Source organism: Rhizobium sp. NZLR8, assembly GCF_019685025.1.
Classification (GTDB): Bacteria; Pseudomonadota; Alphaproteobacteria; order Rhizobiales; family Rhizobiaceae; genus Rhizobium.
The window spans coordinates 180439-195913 of sequence record NZ_JABDVY010000006.1; the positions used below are offsets into that span (position 1 = coordinate 180439).

16 protein-coding genes and 1 tRNA gene are annotated in these 15475 nt (G+C 61.2%); 8 read left to right on the forward strand and 9 right to left on the reverse strand.

All coding sequences use genetic code 11. The features are described from left to right. Nucleotides 1-195 precede the first annotated feature (195 nt). Nucleotides 196-1248: a low specificity L-threonine aldolase gene (locus tag HJB89_RS15950; protein ID WP_207581766.1), complete on the forward strand. Its 1053-nt coding sequence runs from the start codon at nucleotides 196-198 to the stop codon at nucleotides 1246-1248. Nucleotides 1249-1271: 23 nt separating this feature from the next. Here the strand turns inward: HJB89_RS15950 and HJB89_RS15955 are convergent, their stop codons facing one another. Continuing rightward, nucleotides 1272-2126 carry a LysR family transcriptional regulator gene (locus HJB89_RS15955; protein ID WP_221150183.1) on the reverse strand — a complete coding sequence of 285 codons (855 nt, stop codon included), beginning with the start codon at nucleotides 2124-2126 and terminating at the stop codon, nucleotides 1272-1274. A gap of 48 nt (nucleotides 2127-2174) precedes the next feature. Here HJB89_RS15955 and HJB89_RS15960 point away from each other — a divergent pair, with 48 nt between their 5' ends. Continuing rightward, complete coding sequence (locus tag HJB89_RS15960; protein WP_221150185.1) at nucleotides 2175-3224, forward strand: bile acid:sodium symporter family protein; 1050 nt, start codon at nucleotides 2175-2177, stop codon at nucleotides 3222-3224. 68 nt (nucleotides 3225-3292) lie between these two features. Here HJB89_RS15960 and HJB89_RS15965 read toward each other — a convergent pair whose 3' ends face one another. After that, nucleotides 3293-3763, reverse strand: coding sequence for an Hsp20 family protein (locus HJB89_RS15965; protein WP_207581769.1), 471 nt, complete (start codon nucleotides 3761-3763; stop codon nucleotides 3293-3295). Between the two features lie 422 nt (nucleotides 3764-4185). On the opposite strand from HJB89_RS15965, the gene HJB89_RS15970 reads away from it, so the two are divergent. Further along, nucleotides 4186-5160 (forward strand): alpha/beta fold hydrolase, encoded by a 975-nt coding sequence (locus HJB89_RS15970; protein WP_221150187.1) that lies wholly within the window; start codon nucleotides 4186-4188, stop codon nucleotides 5158-5160. Nucleotides 5161-5188: 28 nt separating this feature from the next. On the opposite strand, the gene hisN is transcribed toward HJB89_RS15970, so the two are convergent. Then, on the reverse strand, nucleotides 5189-5962 hold the full coding sequence (gene hisN, locus HJB89_RS15975) for a histidinol-phosphatase (protein ID WP_221150189.1): 774 nt from the start codon (nucleotides 5960-5962) through the stop codon (nucleotides 5189-5191). A gap of 312 nt (nucleotides 5963-6274) precedes the next feature. Continuing rightward, nucleotides 6275-7156: an N-formylglutamate amidohydrolase gene (locus HJB89_RS15980; protein ID WP_207581772.1), complete on the reverse strand. Its 882-nt coding sequence runs from the start codon at nucleotides 7154-7156 to the stop codon at nucleotides 6275-6277. Between the two features lie 188 nt (nucleotides 7157-7344). Here HJB89_RS15980 and cpdR1 point away from each other — a divergent pair, with 188 nt between their 5' ends. The 4 genes from cpdR1 to HJB89_RS16000 all read left to right on the forward strand — a co-directional run bounded on the left by cpdR1 (nucleotide 7345) and on the right by HJB89_RS16000 (nucleotide 10323). Further along, the gene (cpdR1, locus tag HJB89_RS15985; RefSeq protein WP_003542883.1) at nucleotides 7345-7707 is read left to right on the forward strand and encodes a response regulator CpdR1; all 363 of its coding nucleotides are present in this window, start codon (nucleotides 7345-7347) and stop codon (nucleotides 7705-7707) included. An 84-nt stretch (nucleotides 7708-7791) separates the two neighbouring features. Further along, nucleotides 7792-7866, forward strand: a tRNA-Val gene (locus tag HJB89_RS15990). 514 nt (nucleotides 7867-8380) lie between these two features. Further along, nucleotides 8381-9424 (forward strand): porin, encoded by a 1044-nt coding sequence (locus tag HJB89_RS15995; protein ID WP_207581773.1) that lies wholly within the window; start codon nucleotides 8381-8383, stop codon nucleotides 9422-9424. Between the two features lie 389 nt (nucleotides 9425-9813). Beyond that, nucleotides 9814-10323, forward strand: a complete 510-nt coding sequence (locus HJB89_RS16000; RefSeq protein WP_221131810.1) for a hypothetical protein — start codon at nucleotides 9814-9816, stop codon at nucleotides 10321-10323. 122 nt (nucleotides 10324-10445) lie between these two features. On the opposite strand, the gene HJB89_RS16005 is transcribed toward HJB89_RS16000, so the two are convergent. The 3 genes from HJB89_RS16005 to HJB89_RS16015 all read right to left on the reverse strand — a co-directional run bounded on the left by HJB89_RS16005 (nucleotide 10446) and on the right by HJB89_RS16015 (nucleotide 12000). Then, entirely contained in the window at nucleotides 10446-11168 is a 723-nt protein-coding gene (locus HJB89_RS16005) for a hypothetical protein (RefSeq protein ID WP_207581774.1), read from the reverse strand. Nucleotides 11169-11528: 360 nt separating this feature from the next. Further along, nucleotides 11529-11708: a hypothetical protein gene (locus tag HJB89_RS16010; RefSeq protein ID WP_221150191.1), complete on the reverse strand. Its 180-nt coding sequence runs from the start codon at nucleotides 11706-11708 to the stop codon at nucleotides 11529-11531. Between the two features lie 61 nt (nucleotides 11709-11769). Next, entirely contained in the window at nucleotides 11770-12000 is a 231-nt protein-coding gene (locus HJB89_RS16015) for a hypothetical protein (protein WP_221116432.1), read from the reverse strand. A gap of 353 nt (nucleotides 12001-12353) precedes the next feature. Between HJB89_RS16015 and HJB89_RS16020 the strand changes: the two genes are divergently transcribed. Beyond that, nucleotides 12354-13445, forward strand: a complete 1092-nt coding sequence (locus HJB89_RS16020) for a DUF475 domain-containing protein (protein WP_221131758.1) — start codon at nucleotides 12354-12356, stop codon at nucleotides 13443-13445. 167 nt (nucleotides 13446-13612) lie between these two features. On the opposite strand, the gene HJB89_RS16025 is transcribed toward HJB89_RS16020, so the two are convergent. Further along, entirely contained in the window at nucleotides 13613-13783 is a 171-nt protein-coding gene (locus tag HJB89_RS16025; RefSeq protein WP_221131757.1) for a hypothetical protein, read from the reverse strand. Nucleotides 13784-13955: 172 nt separating this feature from the next. Then, nucleotides 13956-15473, reverse strand: a complete 1518-nt coding sequence (locus HJB89_RS16030; RefSeq protein ID WP_221131756.1) for a tripartite tricarboxylate transporter permease — start codon at nucleotides 15471-15473, stop codon at nucleotides 13956-13958. Nucleotides 15474-15475: the final 2 nt, after the last annotated feature.

The following is a 15475-nucleotide window of genomic DNA, read 5'->3' on the forward strand; positions in this document are numbered from 1 at the left end:
ACATCAATTTGCGACGGAAGATTGCCCGAGAAATGGTCGTCGCGACATAAAATTACAATATTCGTGATTATTCTTTTTATTGATTGCGTAGTTCGATTTCTGTGATGTGTCGCGAGCGGCAACCTTGATCCCGTGAAGCTTTGGCGTAATCTCCGCTGCGACTTGCCAAGCTTTCCCTTCCAACGGTTTCCCCTCATGTTCTTTGCTTCCGATAATTGGGCCGGCGCCCATCGATCCATTGCCGAACGATTGCTGATGGAATCGACCGGTTTTGCCGCCGCCTACGGCGCCGGCGATCTCGACAAGAAGGTCGCGGCCCGCTTTTCCGAGATCTTCGAGCGCGACGTTTCGGTCTTCTTTGTCGCCACCGGCACGGCCGCCAACTCCCTGTCGCTGGCAAGCGTCCAGCGCCCCGGCGGCATCACCTTCTGCCATTCGCAGGCTCATGTGATCGAGGATGAATGCGGGGCTCCGGAATTCTTCTCCGGCTCCGCCCGCCTCGTTGCCGTCGACGGCGAAGCCGGCAAGATCGACCCAGCGAAGCTCGTCGCCAAAATCGCAGGCTTTCCAGAAGATGCCGTCCGTCAAGGCCGCGCCAGCGCAGTGACCATCACCCAGACAACCGAGATCGGCACCGTCTATTCCCTGCCGGAGATCGGCGAGATCGCCGCCATCGCCAGAAAGCGCAGCCTGCCGCTCCACATGGATGGCGCCCGCTTCGCCAACGCGCTGGTCGCGCTCGGCGCTACGCCTGCCGAAATGACCTGGAAACGCGGCGTCGACATGCTGTCCTTCGGCGGCACCAAAAACGGCTGCTGGTGCGCGGAAGCGATCGTCTTTTTCAATCCGGATCAAGCCGGGGAAATGCCGTTCATCCGCAAGCGCGCCGCCCAGCTTTTCTCCAAGTCGCGTTTCATCGCCGCTCAGTTCGATGCCTATTTCGAAAATGGCCTCTGGCTCGATCTCGCCCGCCACTCGAACGGCATGGCCGATCGACTGCGCGCCGGCATTGCCATAAGCAACGCCGCGCGCCTCGCCTGGCCGACCGCGTCCAACGAAGTCTTTGCCGTCGTCAGCAAACATGCGGCAAAAACCGCCGAGGAAAAGGGCGCGAAATTCTACGAATGGCCGACCCCAGCGGCAACGCCCGAGCTCGTTTCCGAAAGTGAAACCCTGATCCGCCTGGTCACCAGCTTCGCGACGACGGAAGCGGACGTGGATGGTTTCCTCAAGTGCCTGGCCGCCTGATCGACCGCCGAAACGGCAGTGCCTCACCCCGACCTCAGCCCCCTCACCTTTTGCAGAATATCGTCCGACAGCGCCGAGACCAGCGCCTGATCCGCCCCTTTGCGCGGCACCAGCACGAATTCCACATCCTCCAGCACCGGGAGTTTACCCGCAGCGATCTCTTTCAGGCCCGAGGGCGCCATGCTGCGCGGCTGCACCAGCACGCCCATCCCGGCCCGCGCCGCCGCCGTCAATCCGCTGAGACTCCCGCAGGTGCAGACGATCCGCCAGGCGACGCCGTTTCGCGCCAGCGCCTCCAAGGCGATTACCCGTGTGACGCTCGGCGGCGGAAAGGCGATCAGCGGCAAAGGGCCGGAGGCCAGCACACGCTCCGGATCACGCGCCAGCCAGACGAGCGGCTCGCGATAGACGAGCTTTCCGCGGGCATCGCCGAGCCGGCGCTTGGCGAGCACCAGGTCGATCTCGCCATTGTCCTGCATCTCGTAGAGGACGCCTGATAGTGCGACCGTCAGTTCCAGGTCGACCGACGGATGCGAACGAACGAAATCCTCCAGCACCGCCGGCAACTGGCTGGTGACGAAATCCTCCGACACCCCGAGCCGCAGGCTGCCGCGCAGGCTGTTGCTCTGAAACAGCGACTGCACCTGCCCCGCGACCGAAAGCATCGCGCGCGCGTGCGACAATAGCGCCTCGCCATCGCCGGTCAGCATCACCTTATGTGTGTCACGGACGAGCAGCTTGCGCCCAAGCGCCGCCTCGAGCCGCTGGATATGTTGGCTGACCGTCGACTGCCCGAGGCCCAACCTGTCTGCGGCGAGCGTGAAACTGCCCATCTGTTCGACAGCGACGAAACTGCGCAATTGCGAAAGGTCGAGCATGAATATCCAGTTTCTCGATAACTGTTATTCCTTGCATCCTGGATCACAATGGACGAGAAAACAATGACTGTTTTATCATGCCGCGAGATCGCCATGCGCCGCTTTCTGCCCGATACATTCACCATCCTGCTGGTCTGCACCGTCATCCTCGCCTCGCTGCTTCCGGCACACGGCACATTCGCGGGTTATTTCGGCATCGCCACCGATCTTGCCATCGCGCTGCTGTTCTTCCTGCATGGCGCCCGCCTCTCGCGCGATGTCGTCATTGCCGGCCTGCTGCATTGGCGACTGCACCTCGTCATCCTGCTGACCACCTTCGGCATCTTCCCGCTGCTTGGCCTGGCGCTCGGATTGATTCCCGACACCATCCTGCCGCAGCCGCTTTATCTCGGCATCCTCTTCCTCTGCGTGCTGCCGTCGACCGTACAGTCGTCGATCGCCTTCACCTCGATGGCCGGCGGTAACGTGCCTGCCGCCATCTGCTCGGCCTCGGCATCCAACATCTTCGGCATGTTTCTGACACCGCTGCTCGTCGGCCTGCTGTTTTCGGTCGGCGGCCATGGCGGCTTCTCCTTCGACGCCCTGCAGCAGATCCTGCTGCAGCTGCTTGCCCCCTTCATTGTCGGCCAGATCCTGCAGCCTTGGATCGGCGACTGGATCCGCGCCAAGAAAAAGATCCTGATGCCGGTCGACCGCGGCTCGATCCTGATGGTCGTCTATCTCGCCTTCAGCACAGCTGTCGTCGAGGGGCTGTGGCATACCTTCTCGATCGCCGATATCGCGGTCGTCATCGTTGCCGACATGGTTCTGCTGGCAATTGTCCTCGTTTTGACGATGTTCGGCAGCCGCGGCCTGGGCTTCAACAGGCCCGACCAGATCACCATCACTTTTTGCGGCTCGAAGAAAAGTCTCGCAAGCGGCGTGCCGATGGCCAACGTCATCTTCGCCGGCCAGTCGATCGGCGCGATCGTGTTGCCGCTGATGCTGTTCCACCAGATCCAGTTGATGGTCTGCGCCGTTATCGCTCAGAAATACGCGGCCGCCGCAGCCCGCCGGGCGACGGAAAAGGAAATAGACGAAGCCGCGAGCCCGGCTTGAACCGGAATGCCATAATAAAAACGGCGCCCCGATGAGAGCGCCGTCTCTTTTACCCGAAGGGGAAACAATCAGCCGTTGATAATCTGCGCTTCGATGGCCTTCGGAGCCTCGATCGGTTCTGCGGCGATCGCAATCTTGCGGGGCTTCATGGCCTCGGGAATGTTGCGCAGAAGGTCGATGTGCAGCAACCCGTTCTTCAGCGAAGCGGCCGTCACCTCAACATGGTCGGCAAGCTGGAAGCGCCGCTCGAAGGCGCGCTTGGCAATGCCGCGGTAGAGGAATTCGCCGCTTTCGGCAGGTTCCTCGTTCTTTTCACCTTTCACCGACAGCACATGGGCATGGGCCTCGATCGAAAGTTCGGTCTCGTCGAAACCGGCAACGGCCATGGTGATGCGATAGGTGTTTTCACCGGTGCGCTCGATATTATAGGGCGGATAGGTCTGGGCCTGCTCCGGCTGGGCAAGGCTGTCGAGCATGGTGAACAGCCGGTCGAAACCGACGGTGGAGCGATAAAGGGGAGAGAAGTCTACGTGACGCATGATGTCCTCCTGTGGAAGCGACGTGTTGCGATGAAATGCCCCTGAAACCCCATCTTTGGCGGCCTCGGGACGGTTGCGCGGGCCCTCTTCGGCACCCGCAAAGAGGAGATGGTGATGGGATTTGACGAGTTCAAGACCCTTTCGGATTCGCCTCGATCGGCCCGTGAACCGCGCATGAACGGCCGGTTCGGAGCGCATTCAGGCGCATGAGCCTAGAGATCGCAACGTCGGGTGAATCTGGTCCCGGCGGCTGAAGTGCATCGTCCCTTCTTCTTCAGCCTCAAACTCGGCCGGCTGTGAGCACCTCATGCTCCTGCCGGCCCTTTTCGGGCCGCGGCTTGGCGGCCCCAACGCTTTCCAAGCCGGATGCCATGCGTTATCCCTGAAGACGAAGCAGTCAGCAGCGGCGCATTGGCAAAGTCATGGATCAGGTTCTCTATTCGACGCCCGACAATCCCGCCCCGGAAAACCGCACGGAGGGGTTCTTCGAAACCCATGACGGCCACCGGCTGCGTTATGCCGTTTTCCGTTCCGGCGCCCAGGTCGCCAAGGGCACTGTCGTCATCCTGCATGGCCGCAACGAATATATCGAAAAATATTTCGAGACGATCCGCGACCTGACGGCCAAAGGCCTCTGGGTCGCTACCTTCGACATGCGCGGCCAAGGCGGTTCGCCGCGGCTGCTGAAGCGCCGCAATCACGGCCACATCCGCCGCTTCGTCGATTACGAGCGCGATCTGGACACCTTCCTCGAAAAGGTGGTGCTGCCGGATACACGCCTGCCCTTCTACCTGCTCGCCCATTCCACAGGCGGGCTGATCGCGCTCTCGGCCGCCCCCTATCTTACCACCCGTATCGATCGCATGGTGCTGTCGGCGCCCTTCATCGGCCTGACCGGCCAGTCGGCATCACCGCGCGTTATCCGAACGCTAGCCGGCACGTTGACCGCCCTCGGCCTCGGCTTCCTGCCGCTGACGTCGAAACTGAAGGAGCCGGATTTCCGCGACAATCCGCTGACCTCGGACGAACACCGTTTCGAGCGCAATGTCGCGATGATGAAAGCCCATCCGGAGCTGACGCTCGGGCCGCCGACGGCCCGCTGGTTGATCGAGGCTTTTCGCACCATGGACCGGGTGACCTCACCCAACCATCTCTTCTCGATCACCATCCCGACCATCGTCATCGCCCCGACCCGTGACGGTGTCGTGCCCTACACGGCGCAGGAGCGGCTATCGCGTTATTTCCGCGCCGGTCAACTGGTGCCGATCAACGGCGCCCGCCACGAGATCTTCCAGGAACGGGATACCTACCGCGCGGCAGCCCTTGCCGCCTTCCACGCCTTCATTCCCGGCAGCGATGCCGAAGAAAACCAGGACGTCGCCGCCCTCGGAACCTGACACCCGATCGGCACGACCGAGCTTGGGATTAGCGCTGCAGGACGGCGATCGCCTGCTCATAGACCGCCCGGCTGCCGGCGGCGATGATCGAGCCGCCGTTTTCCGGCCGTCCGCCGTCCCAGGTGGTGATGATGCCGCCCGCCCCCTCGATGACGGGAATGATGCCGCCGACGTCATAGGGCTTCAGGCTGTTTTCGATGACGAGATCGATATGGCCGGCGGCAAGCAGCGCATAGGCATAGCAGTCGCAGCCGTAGCGGAAGAGCCGGACCTGACCCTCGATCTCGCGGTATTTCTCCATCTCCTCGCCGTTAAAGAGATGCGGTGAGGTGGTGAACAGGATGGCGTTCGCAAGCGTGTCGCACTGGCGGGTCGCCAGCCGCCGCTCCCCCTCCGGCCCGGTATAGAGCGAGCCGTTCTGGTCGGCGAAATAACGTTCGCCGGTAAACGGCTGTTCGATCATGCCCATGATCGCCCGCCCCTCTTTCTGCAGGCCGATAAGGGTTCCCCATACCGGCACGCCCGAGATGAAGGCACGCGTGCCGTCGATCGGATCGATCACCCAGACATATTCGCGGTCGAGCCCGACATTGCCGTGTTCCTCGCCGAGAATGCCGTGGCCGGGGAAATTCTCCTCGATCAGCGCCCGGATGGCGAGTTCGGCCGCCCGGTCGCCCTCCGTCACCGGATCGAAACCGGAGGAAAGCTTGTTCGTGACATCGAGACCGGAGCGGAAGCGCGGCAGCGTCTCGGCTCGGGCGGCTTCCGCCAGGCGGTTGAAGAACGAACGGTCAGGAAGCATGAGGGATCCGTTTGGCTGGCGGGAGTGACGCTTTCATAACGAAAAGCAGCGGGAATGCAAACACAGCAGGCAGTTCGATAGGGTTGCGACGAACCCTCCAATCGCTTCCATTACGCGCCCACTGCCCAAAGATGTCGCAGCGCAATATATTGCTTGACATTTGTGCAATGCAATAGTAGCGTCGTTTGTACAGTCTTCTGACTGTAAATACCCTCCTTGGGTGTTTCCTCCCTAGACTTAGCCGCGCTTACAAGCGCGGTTTTTTTTGGCCGGGAAGACCAAGTGGAAAGACGTCGGTATAATCGACAGAGGTTATTCGGCGGCCAGCGCCCGATCGCCGGCGAACTTCTCGACATAATCTGCCATCTGCTGCATGAAAGCCGTGACCGCCTCAGCGACCACGGCGAAATCGCCGCGTTTCTCCAGCGTCACCTCGTCGACATAGATCGCCCGGTTCACTTCGATCTGCAGCGCGTGCAGTCCGCGCGAAGGCCGGCCGTAATGTTCGGTGATGAAGCCGCCGGCATAAGGCTTGTTGCGGATCGCCGCAAAGCCCATTTCCTCGAGGATGGCGATGGCCGCGCGCGAAAGCTCGGCCGAAGCGCTGGTGCCATAACGATCGCCGATGATGAAGTCGGGCCGTGCGGTGCTGCCGGCGACGCGCACATTGCCGGGCATCGAGTGGCAGTCGATCAGCACGCCGAAACCGAACTGCACATGCGTCCGCGCGATCAGCCGGCGCAGCGCCGCATGATAGGGCTTGTAGACCGCTTCGACCCGGTCGAGCCCCTCCTGCACCGGCAGGCGCCGCGCATAGATCTCCATGTTCTCGGCGACGATACGCGGGATGGTGCCGAGCCCGCCGGCGACGCGGAGCGAATTGACATTGGCATAGGGTGGCAACAGCCCGTCGAACATCCGCGGATCGAGTTCGTAGGGCTCGCGATTGACGTCGAGAAAGGCGCGCGGAAAGTTGGCCGCCAGCAGCGGTGCGCCGAGTGCGACGGCCGAGCCGAACAGCTCGTCGACATAGTGATCCTCGGAACGACGGATGGCGATACCCTCGAGCCTGGACTGCGCGATAAATTCCGGTGGATAAATACGGCCGCTATGGGGGGAGTTGTAGACGAAAGGGATGGTCTGCGACACGGGCTCATGAACCTCAAAAAGCTCGTATTCGCGTATTTCCGGCACTTTCGGCCCTCTTTACCATGTCATGAACTGACTGCTTTGCCCATGTTGCCAGTTGCCCGGCCTCAAGTCCATACTATGTAGCAGGGATGGCGGTCGGGCACGGGCAATTCACCGGTTGTTTACCGGGTGAAGACTAGTGTAAACGCTTGGCAGCCCACCAAAAACTTATTGATCAGCGGTCTGGATTGATGACTCAGAAGATACTTCTCGCAGAAGACGACAACGACATGCGCCGCTTCCTGGTGAAAGCGCTCGAAAAGGCCGGTTACAAGGTCCTTTCCTATGACAATGGCGCCAGCGCCTACGACCGGCTGCGCGAGGAGCCGTTTTCGCTGCTGTTGACCGATATCGTCATGCCGGAAATGGACGGCATCGAGTTGGCGCGCCGCGCCACCGAACTCGACCCCGACCTGAAGGTGATGTTTATCACCGGTTTTGCGGCGGTGGCGCTGAACCCTGATTCGAAGGCGCCGAAGGATGCCAAGGTCCTTTCCAAGCCTTTCCACCTGCGCGATCTCGTCGACGAGGTCAACAAGATGCTTGCCGCGTAAGGCTTGCCGGGCGGCACGTCACAAAACTGCAAAAAGCCTATTGACGGCTCCAAAGGTTTTGTGATCTATCCGCCGCCATCGGATGGGCGTGTAGCTCAGCGGGAGAGCACTACGTTGACATCGTAGGGGTCACAGGTTCAATCCCTGTCACGCCCACCATCCGATCCCCTTGCCCCACAAGGGATTTCGCCAAGCCGCTGTTTGGTGAATTTTCTCGGTCTCCATCCCATTTATTTTTGCCGATGCCGGACCTTCGCCGCTTCTCGAGGCGACATCGACATGGCCTGTCCCGGCAAACCATGTTGTCGGCCTTGGCTGGTCCGTGCAGATGGCAGTCATGACGCGCCGCATATGAGGGCGTGCTCACACGATCATCAATTGCACATCACTCGCTGGGATTCAGCCCCTCGTTGCTCGAGCATCCGGAAGTCCGGTTTTGTGACGGAGAGGTGACGGGTTTGTGACAAAACGCGTGTTATTTCAGCAACATAGCTGACCGAGCCTACTGTCATGATCGACAATCTCGTTGCGGCGCAGCATCGCCTATGTAATTTCCGCGGCGAGGCAGGCGCCAAGCTAAAGGGTGCCGCTTCGGTCACACGGGATGAAGATACGTAGGGACTGCCGATGGCAACGGTCTTCATCCTCTTGCATCTGAACTGGAGGTTATTCCATGAACATTAAGAGCCTTCTTCTCGGCTCCGCTGCTGCACTTGCAGCAGTATCCGGCGCTCAGGCTGCCGACGCTATCGTTGCTGCCGAACCGGAACCGGTTGAATATGTCCGCGTCTGCGACGCTTACGGCACCGGCTACTTCTACATCCCGGGCACCGAAACCTGCCTCAAGATCAACGGCTACATCCGTTTCCAGGTTGACGTTGCTCCGCACGCCAGCTCGATCGGCGCCGGCGGCGGCGGTTCCGTCGCCAACGACTCGGATTGGGACGCCCGTACGCGCGGCCAGGTTCAGTTCACCGCCAAGAGCGACACCGAATACGGTCCGCTGACCGGCGTCATCGTCATGCAGTTCAATGCTGACAACGCAACCGCTCAGAAGGCTCAGCTCGACTCCGCTTATATCGACATCGCCGGCTTCCGCGCCGGTCTGTTCTACAGCTGGTGGGATGACGGCCTCTCAGGCGAAACCGACGACATCGGTTCGCCGGTCACGCTGCATAACTCCATCCGTTATCAGTACGAAACCGACGCTTTCTACGCTGGCATCAGCGTCGACGAGCTGGAAGACAGCCCGTTCTATGATGGCGAAACCGCCAACAACGTCGGCGTTGCAGTCGGTCTCGGCGGCAAGGCTGGTGCATTCAGCTACCAGATCACTGCCGGTTACGACACCGACAACGAAGAAGGCGCCGTCCGCGCTATGGGTACGGTTGCTGTCGGTCCGGGCACGCTCGGCCTCGCAGTTGTCTACGCAACGAACCCGAACGCCTATTACAACAAGGCTGAATGGGCGATCGCGGCCGAATACGCCATCAAGGCGACTGACAAGCTGAAGATTACCCCGGCTGTTCAGTACTACGACAACTACGGTGTCACTGCTGGCGAGTTCAACGACGACGTCAGCGCCTGGAAGGCCGGCGTAACGATCGACTACCAGATCGTTGAAAACCTCTCGGCAAAGGTTTCGGTTCAGTACCTCGATCCGGACAATGCTGAAGACGTGACCTCGGGCTACTTCCGCCTGCAGCGCGCGTTCTAATAAAAGGCTGCAGCACTTCAAAGTGCTGCAGCGTCCTCTGTGCGTCTTAAAAGACGCGGGGCACTGTAAACCGGCAGCTACAAATTCCTGATCTGACTGACCTCCGATCGGGAAAGAATGGGCCTGGATTTCCCTGCCTGGGCCCATTCCCCTTGACCAGAAGTGCGTCCAAGACGGCAGGCGCTCGATGAGCGCCTTGCCATCGTCGCGTCACATCGGTCCTTTTTCGATGTCCGGCCGCCAATCCCATTGCTTGACCTTGCAATCGATCGCCGGCAGGCCCGGCGGCCATGGTATCTTTGTGCCGCGGGGACAATGGAACCAAATTCGGACACAGAGCCATGCCATGGCGAATCGAGGCTGAGAGGTGTGATTCGCCTCGCCAGGACATGGGGTTTGAGATCGAAATGAAGTTATCCGCGTTTGTTGCCGCTGCCATTTTTTCCGTCGCCCTGGCCCTGCCGGCTTCTGCCGCGCAAGCTCCTGTAGAGACGTTTCCAGGGGCTCCGGGGGTCATTACGCTGTCCGGCAAATGCGCCAAGCTTGTTGTCGCCAAGTTCGATGCCACCAAGGGCTGCAAGAACGAACTTGCCAGCGTCACCCTCGCCAATGGGGTGGTGACCTTCATCTTCACGTCGGATGGCAAGGCGCTTGGGTTCCAGGGCGACGGTAGCGGCATCAAGCCCGCTTCCAACGGTAATGCCCGTCTGCCGCTCAGCCTCGTCACCACGGGTGTCGGCAACAAGATGACCGGGGAGGTCAAGGTCGCCGGCTTCTGCACTTTCGGCAATCCCTATGCTGGCAAGCCGATCGCGATCGAATGCACTGCCGAAAGCAAGGATTCCTCGTTTGCCGGCAGCTTCCGCACCGGCGGCAAACTGGTGAGAAAGGGAAAGTAGAGCAGTTCCAGCAAAAGTGCGCGGCGATTTTACGTCCGGGATTGAGTGAAAACCCGAGATTGCGTGAAAACAAAGAGGCACAGCATTCCGTGATTCGAAGAAAAACGGAAATGCTCTGGCCGTCAGGCACACCAGGCGCCGCCGGCAGCGCCCGGCTTGCGCGCCAGCCCTTCATTGATCAGCTGCGCGCCGAAAGAGCGCCCGTCGCGCGAGACGACGCGCGGCGCGCCTGAGGGCTCGGCTTTGCCCGCGGCATTCATGGTGAAGGGACCGGCGTTCAGAAGCGCCAGCAGCCGCGACTTGGCGGCAAAGGCGACCCTGCGTTCGCCATCGCAGCGCGCCTGGTCGACGACAGGGCTTGCCATATCGGCGATCACGATCTTCTCGCCCTTGTACCAGAAGACGCCGCCATCGCCGACGCAATTGATATGGGCGCCCTGCCCGCAATAACCGAACGCGACCGTCCCGGTTTCCGGATTGGCAGGGGTAAGCGGGGACGGCACCGCCTTGACCGGCTGGATGACCGGCGTCGGGATCGTCGCCGGCGGCAGCAGCTGCGATTGCGGCGCCGGCGGTACGGCTTTCGGCAAGGGTGTGGCAAGCGCCACCTGCTTCGGCGACACGTCCTTCCTGACGGCAGGTCTCGGTTCCGCCGTTTCCCGCGTCATCGACGCCGATTGCCCTGCAAACATCGGCTGAATGCTCTTCCAATGGTCGTGGGCGACAATGCCGCCGATCGCGGCGATGCCGATCACTGCCCAGGGCAGCAATCCGCCACTGCTGCTCGCTTTGCTCTTTCCTCTCGCCGGCGCCTTGCGGCGGCCGCGTGTCGCTGTCCTGGCCATCTGTCCGATTCCCGTGAGGCAGGGATTATCGCCGCCCAATCCTTTCTGAAAGGTTGGCGCGGCGACAGGATGATGTCTTGTTCGCCGATCTTTACCTCAAATGACATGTAGGCACCGGCCGGCATCGGAGAAGCCGGTGGGGGAATCGAAACGCCTGAGGGGAAAAAGCCGAACAAATCCCGTATCGGCCGACTGCCTTCTCACGACGCTGGCCGCCGCCTGCGTGCTCTTCGCCTTCTGAAAGCTCAAACAACGGCTCGGCTCCAATTCCGCACGGCATGTCGATCGGGATGAGGACCAGTCGAAAACGAGACGCCCGGCATCATACCGGGCGCCTGTATCTGCGTGATTGTCTGTTGCTCATTCGGAGGGTGCGGCTGCAGGATCGTTTTTTGCAACCGGTGTCGTGCCACCGACGGACGCGGCCAGCGGCTTTTCCCGTTTGCCGACATTGATGCGCTCGTCCGCCGCCTCGCGTACGGCCTGCCATTCATTCTCGTGCCGGATGAAGATCTCGCGGGGCACAAAGTTGATCGTCATATTGTTCTCACCCTGTTTCAAATCTGCCGTCAGTGCGCAAAAGAGCCTTCCGGAATGCTGGTTATTTCTTGGTCTCTGCATTGCTCTTGATGTCGGGACCACCCTTGGAAAGATCTGCACCGGTAACGTGGGCCGGCACGTGAATGTCGTGATAGACGCCGGGTGTCAGTGTCAGGTCGACCTGATGCGGCGGCAGCACCTGCGCCTTCTGCATGCGATTTGGCTTTGCCCGCTTCATGCGGTCGGCAGCCTCTGCGCGTTTGTCGGGGACATGGGTCGAAGTGTGCATCATCGGCCTCCTCTTTTAAGCTCAACCAGTGGCTAACGGTCGGGCACCGGGATGGTTCCAAAAAAACACCTGATCTCCATGCGGCCACCGGCCTTGACAGGCCGGGGAAGTTCATTACCTAGGGCCTATCCCGCAGCCTTCCAGACATCGGCTGACGGGGAACTTTGGTGCCGGGCCCCTCTGGCGAGAGTTTTTAACGGCGCTCTCGTGATGTCGGTATCGCCTGCAGCTTAGCCGGCGGATTTTTCATCGATGAACAAGCTCACCATGCCTGACCCGCATGCCCGTGGTGGCATGCCTCCTCTTTCCAACATAGCCACCCCTTCCAACAGGATTTGCGGCCGCGAGGTGCGGCGATGATCCAGTCCGTAACCCACAAATCCTCGCTCAGCTATTTCCGCTGGGCCTTCATCGTCACTGCCCTCGGCCTCGTTCTCGGCGCCGTGCTCGGCTGGCAGACGACCGGCACGATCGGCGGCATGGCGACCGTCTTCTTCATCTGCACGGTGCTTGCGGTGCTGGAGATCTCGCTGTCCTTCGACAATGCCATCGTCAATGCCAATAAGCTGAAGGAGATGACGCCGGTCTGGCAGCAGCGCTTCCTGACCTGGGGCATCATCATTGCCGTCTTCGGCATGCGCATCGTCTTCCCGCTGGCAATCGTCGCGATCGCCGCACAGATCGGCCCTTGGGATGCTCTGGTGCTAGCCGCCCGCGAACCTGCCGAATATGCCCGCATCATGAATGACGCGCATCTGCCGATCGCAGCCTTCGGCGGTACCTTCCTGATGATGGTCGGCCTCAACTACTTCTTCGACCACAAGAAGGAGATCCACTGGCTTCCGAGCCTTGAAAGGATGATGGCCCGCTCGGCCACCATCAAGGGCATCGAGATCGCTTTCGTGCTGACGCTGATGCTCGTTTTCTCCTGGCTGATCGGCGGCGAGGAAGCCACCGTCTTCGTCCATTGCGCCATCTACGGCCTGCTCACCTTCCTCGCGGTCGAAGTGGTCGGCGGGCTGCTCGATGCCTCGCAGCAGACGATGAGCGCTGCCGCCAAGGGCGGCCTCGGCGCCTTCATCTATCTGGAGGTGCTGGATGCCAGTTTCTCCTTCGACGGCGTTATCGGCGCCTTCGCTTTGACGCAGAACCTCTTCGTCATTGCGATCGGCCTCGGCATCGGCGCCATGTACGTGCGTTCGATGACGATCATGCTGGTGGAGAAGGGAACGCTTGCCGAATACCGCTATCTCGAACATGGCGCCTTCTACGCCATCCTGATCCTCGCGGTGATCATGTATACGCAGACCCTGGTGCACATCCCCGAGGTGATCACCGGTCTCGGCGGCGCAGCCCTCATCGGCCTGTCGCTCTGGTCGTCCATCCGCCACAACAAGCGCGAGCGGATAGAGGATCACACCGCCAAGCAAGACGAGCTTCACGCCTGACGATTACAATGCACGTCGCCCGGAAGTGTGCAGCGGTTCCGGGATGACGACATGCATAAACAAGACCAAAGCCGCGACGCCCAGCGTTGCGGCATCCCCATTGGACAAAAATAAAGCCCGCGACCAACCGGTTGCGGGCTATTTCATGCATTCATGCCTTGAAGGTCTTAGCGGATGACCTGACCAAAGGAGACCGGGTCGATGCCGAGTTCCCTCAGATCGCGGGCACGCGGGCGGCGGCCGGCTTCAACAGCGGCGCTGACGGCGTTTGCGGCACCGAGCGCAGCAAATGCGCGGCCAAGGAAACCGGTATGGACTGAATTACGGATAGCGGACATTGTCTTTTCTTCTCGCTCTATGATTGACCAGTTATAGGTGGGCACCCGCACCCGCTGCAACAATGCTCAGAAAATCACCTCAGCCATGCAGAAACAGGAGGCCGGCACACATTTCCATGGCCGGCCTCGAGGGAGGGGGTAATGTCGTCTTTTTCTTCTAGCCTTCTTTGTTCTAGTCTTCGTTTGCCGCCAGCTGCGCCAGCACCTGGCCGCGGCCGCGAAGCCGCAGAATCAGCGGGATGAGAAAGGCCGCCGCTGCCACGATAAGCAGGCCCGCCGCGATCGGCGACATCACCAGCGTCGTGACGTCGCCCTGGCTGATCGCCAGCGCCCGGCGCAGTTGCTGCTCGGCCAGAGGCCCAAGGATCAGGCCGACGACCGCAGGCGCGATCGGATAGCCGAAGAGCCGCATGAGATAGCCGAGCACGCCGAAGGCGAGCAGCATGCTAAGCTCGAACACCGACGGGTTGGCGCCGATCGTCCCGAGCGTTGCAAACAGTAGGATGCCCGCATAGAGCCACGGCTTCGGGATCGTCAGCAGCTTTACCCAGAGCCCGATCATCGGCAGGTTCAGCACCAGCAGCATTGCATTGGCGATGAGCAGACTGGCGATCAGGCCCCAGACGAGCTGCGGATTGGTGGCAAACAGCAGCGGCCCCGGCTGCAAGCCGTATTGCTGGAAGCCGGCCAGCATGATTGCTGCCGTTGCCGTCGTCGGCAAGCCGAGTGTCAGAAGCGGCACCAGCGTGCCGGCGGCCGACGCGTTGTTTGCCGCCTCAGGACCGGCCACGCCCTCGATCGCGCCATGGCCGAACTCCTCTGGGTTCTTCGCCAGCCGCTTTTCGGTCGCGTAGGACAGGAAGGTGCCGATTTCGGCGCCGCCCGCCGGCATCGCGCCGATCGGAAAGCCGATCAAGGTGCCGCGCAACCAGGGCTTCCATGATCGCGCCCAGTCCTCAGCCGTCATCCACAGCGAACCCTTGACCGCCTCGACCTTCTCCGCGATCCGGTTGCCCTGCGCGGCGATATAAAGCGTCTCGCCGATCGCAAACATCGCCACTGCCAGCGTCGTCACCTCGACACCGTCGAGCAGGTCGGGAATGCCGAAGGAAAGCCGCGCCTGTCCCGTCTGCTGGTCGATGCCGACCATGGCGAGCGCAAACCCGATGAACAGCGACGTCAGCCCTCTCAATGCCGAATCGCCGAAGGCCGAGGAGACGGTGACGAAGGCAAGCACCATGAGCGCGAAATATTCGCGCGGCCCGAAGACCAGCGCCAGCTTGACGATATAGGGAGCGATGAAGGCAAGCCCGAGCGTGGCAATCAGACCAGCGACGAAGGAGCCGATCGCTGCCGTCGCCAGCGCCGGCCCGCCGCGCCCGGCACGCGCCATCTTGTTGCCCTCGAGCGCGGTGACGATCGAGGCGCTTTCACCCGGCGTGTTGAGCAGGATCGAGGTGGTCGAACCGCCATACATGCCGCCGTAATAAATGCCGGCGAACATGATCAGCGAGCCGCCGGGATCGAGCTTGTAGGTGACGGGCAATAGCAGCGCCACGGTGAGTGCCGGGCCGATGCCGGGAAGCACGCCGACGGCGGTGCCGAGCGTCACGCCGACCAACGCATAAACCAGGTTCATCGGCTGCATCGCAACCAGGATACCCTGCCATAGGAATTCGAATGTGTTCATCT

What these genes read in the sequence shown, in the direction of transcription:
- HJB89_RS15950 (WP_207581766.1), top strand. Translation starts at nt 196, where the DNA reads ATGTTCTTTGCTTCCGATAATTGGGCCGGCGCCCATCGATCCATTGCC.
- HJB89_RS15955 (WP_221150183.1), bottom strand. Translation starts at nt 2,126, where the DNA reads ATGCTCGACCTTTCGCAATTGCGCAGTTTCGTCGCTGTCGAACAGATG.
- HJB89_RS15960 (WP_221150185.1), top strand. Translation starts at nt 2,175, where the DNA reads ATGGACGAGAAAACAATGACTGTTTTATCATGCCGCGAGATCGCCATG.
- HJB89_RS15965 (WP_207581769.1), bottom strand. Translation starts at nt 3,763, where the DNA reads ATGCGTCACGTAGACTTCTCTCCCCTTTATCGCTCCACCGTCGGTTTC.
- HJB89_RS15970 (WP_221150187.1), top strand. Translation starts at nt 4,186, where the DNA reads ATGGATCAGGTTCTCTATTCGACGCCCGACAATCCCGCCCCGGAAAAC.
- hisN (WP_221150189.1), bottom strand. Translation starts at nt 5,962, where the DNA reads ATGCTTCCTGACCGTTCGTTCTTCAACCGCCTGGCGGAAGCCGCCCGA.
- cpdR1 (WP_003542883.1), top strand. Translation starts at nt 7,345, where the DNA reads ATGACTCAGAAGATACTTCTCGCAGAAGACGACAACGACATGCGCCGC.
- HJB89_RS15995 (WP_207581773.1), top strand. Translation starts at nt 8,381, where the DNA reads ATGAACATTAAGAGCCTTCTTCTCGGCTCCGCTGCTGCACTTGCAGCA.
- HJB89_RS16000 (WP_221131810.1), top strand. Translation starts at nt 9,814, where the DNA reads ATGGGGTTTGAGATCGAAATGAAGTTATCCGCGTTTGTTGCCGCTGCC.
- HJB89_RS16005 (WP_207581774.1), bottom strand. Translation starts at nt 11,168, where the DNA reads ATGGCCAGGACAGCGACACGCGGCCGCCGCAAGGCGCCGGCGAGAGGA.
- HJB89_RS16010 (WP_221150191.1), bottom strand. Translation starts at nt 11,708, where the DNA reads ATGACGATCAACTTTGTGCCCCGCGAGATCTTCATCCGGCACGAGAAT.
- HJB89_RS16015 (WP_221116432.1), bottom strand. Translation starts at nt 12,000, where the DNA reads ATGATGCACACTTCGACCCATGTCCCCGACAAACGCGCAGAGGCTGCC.
- HJB89_RS16020 (WP_221131758.1), top strand. Translation starts at nt 12,354, where the DNA reads ATGATCCAGTCCGTAACCCACAAATCCTCGCTCAGCTATTTCCGCTGG.
- HJB89_RS16025 (WP_221131757.1), bottom strand. Translation starts at nt 13,783, where the DNA reads ATGTCCGCTATCCGTAATTCAGTCCATACCGGTTTCCTTGGCCGCGCA.
- HJB89_RS16030 (WP_221131756.1), bottom strand. Translation starts at nt 15,473, where the DNA reads ATGAACACATTCGAATTCCTATGGCAGGGTATCCTGGTTGCGATGCAG.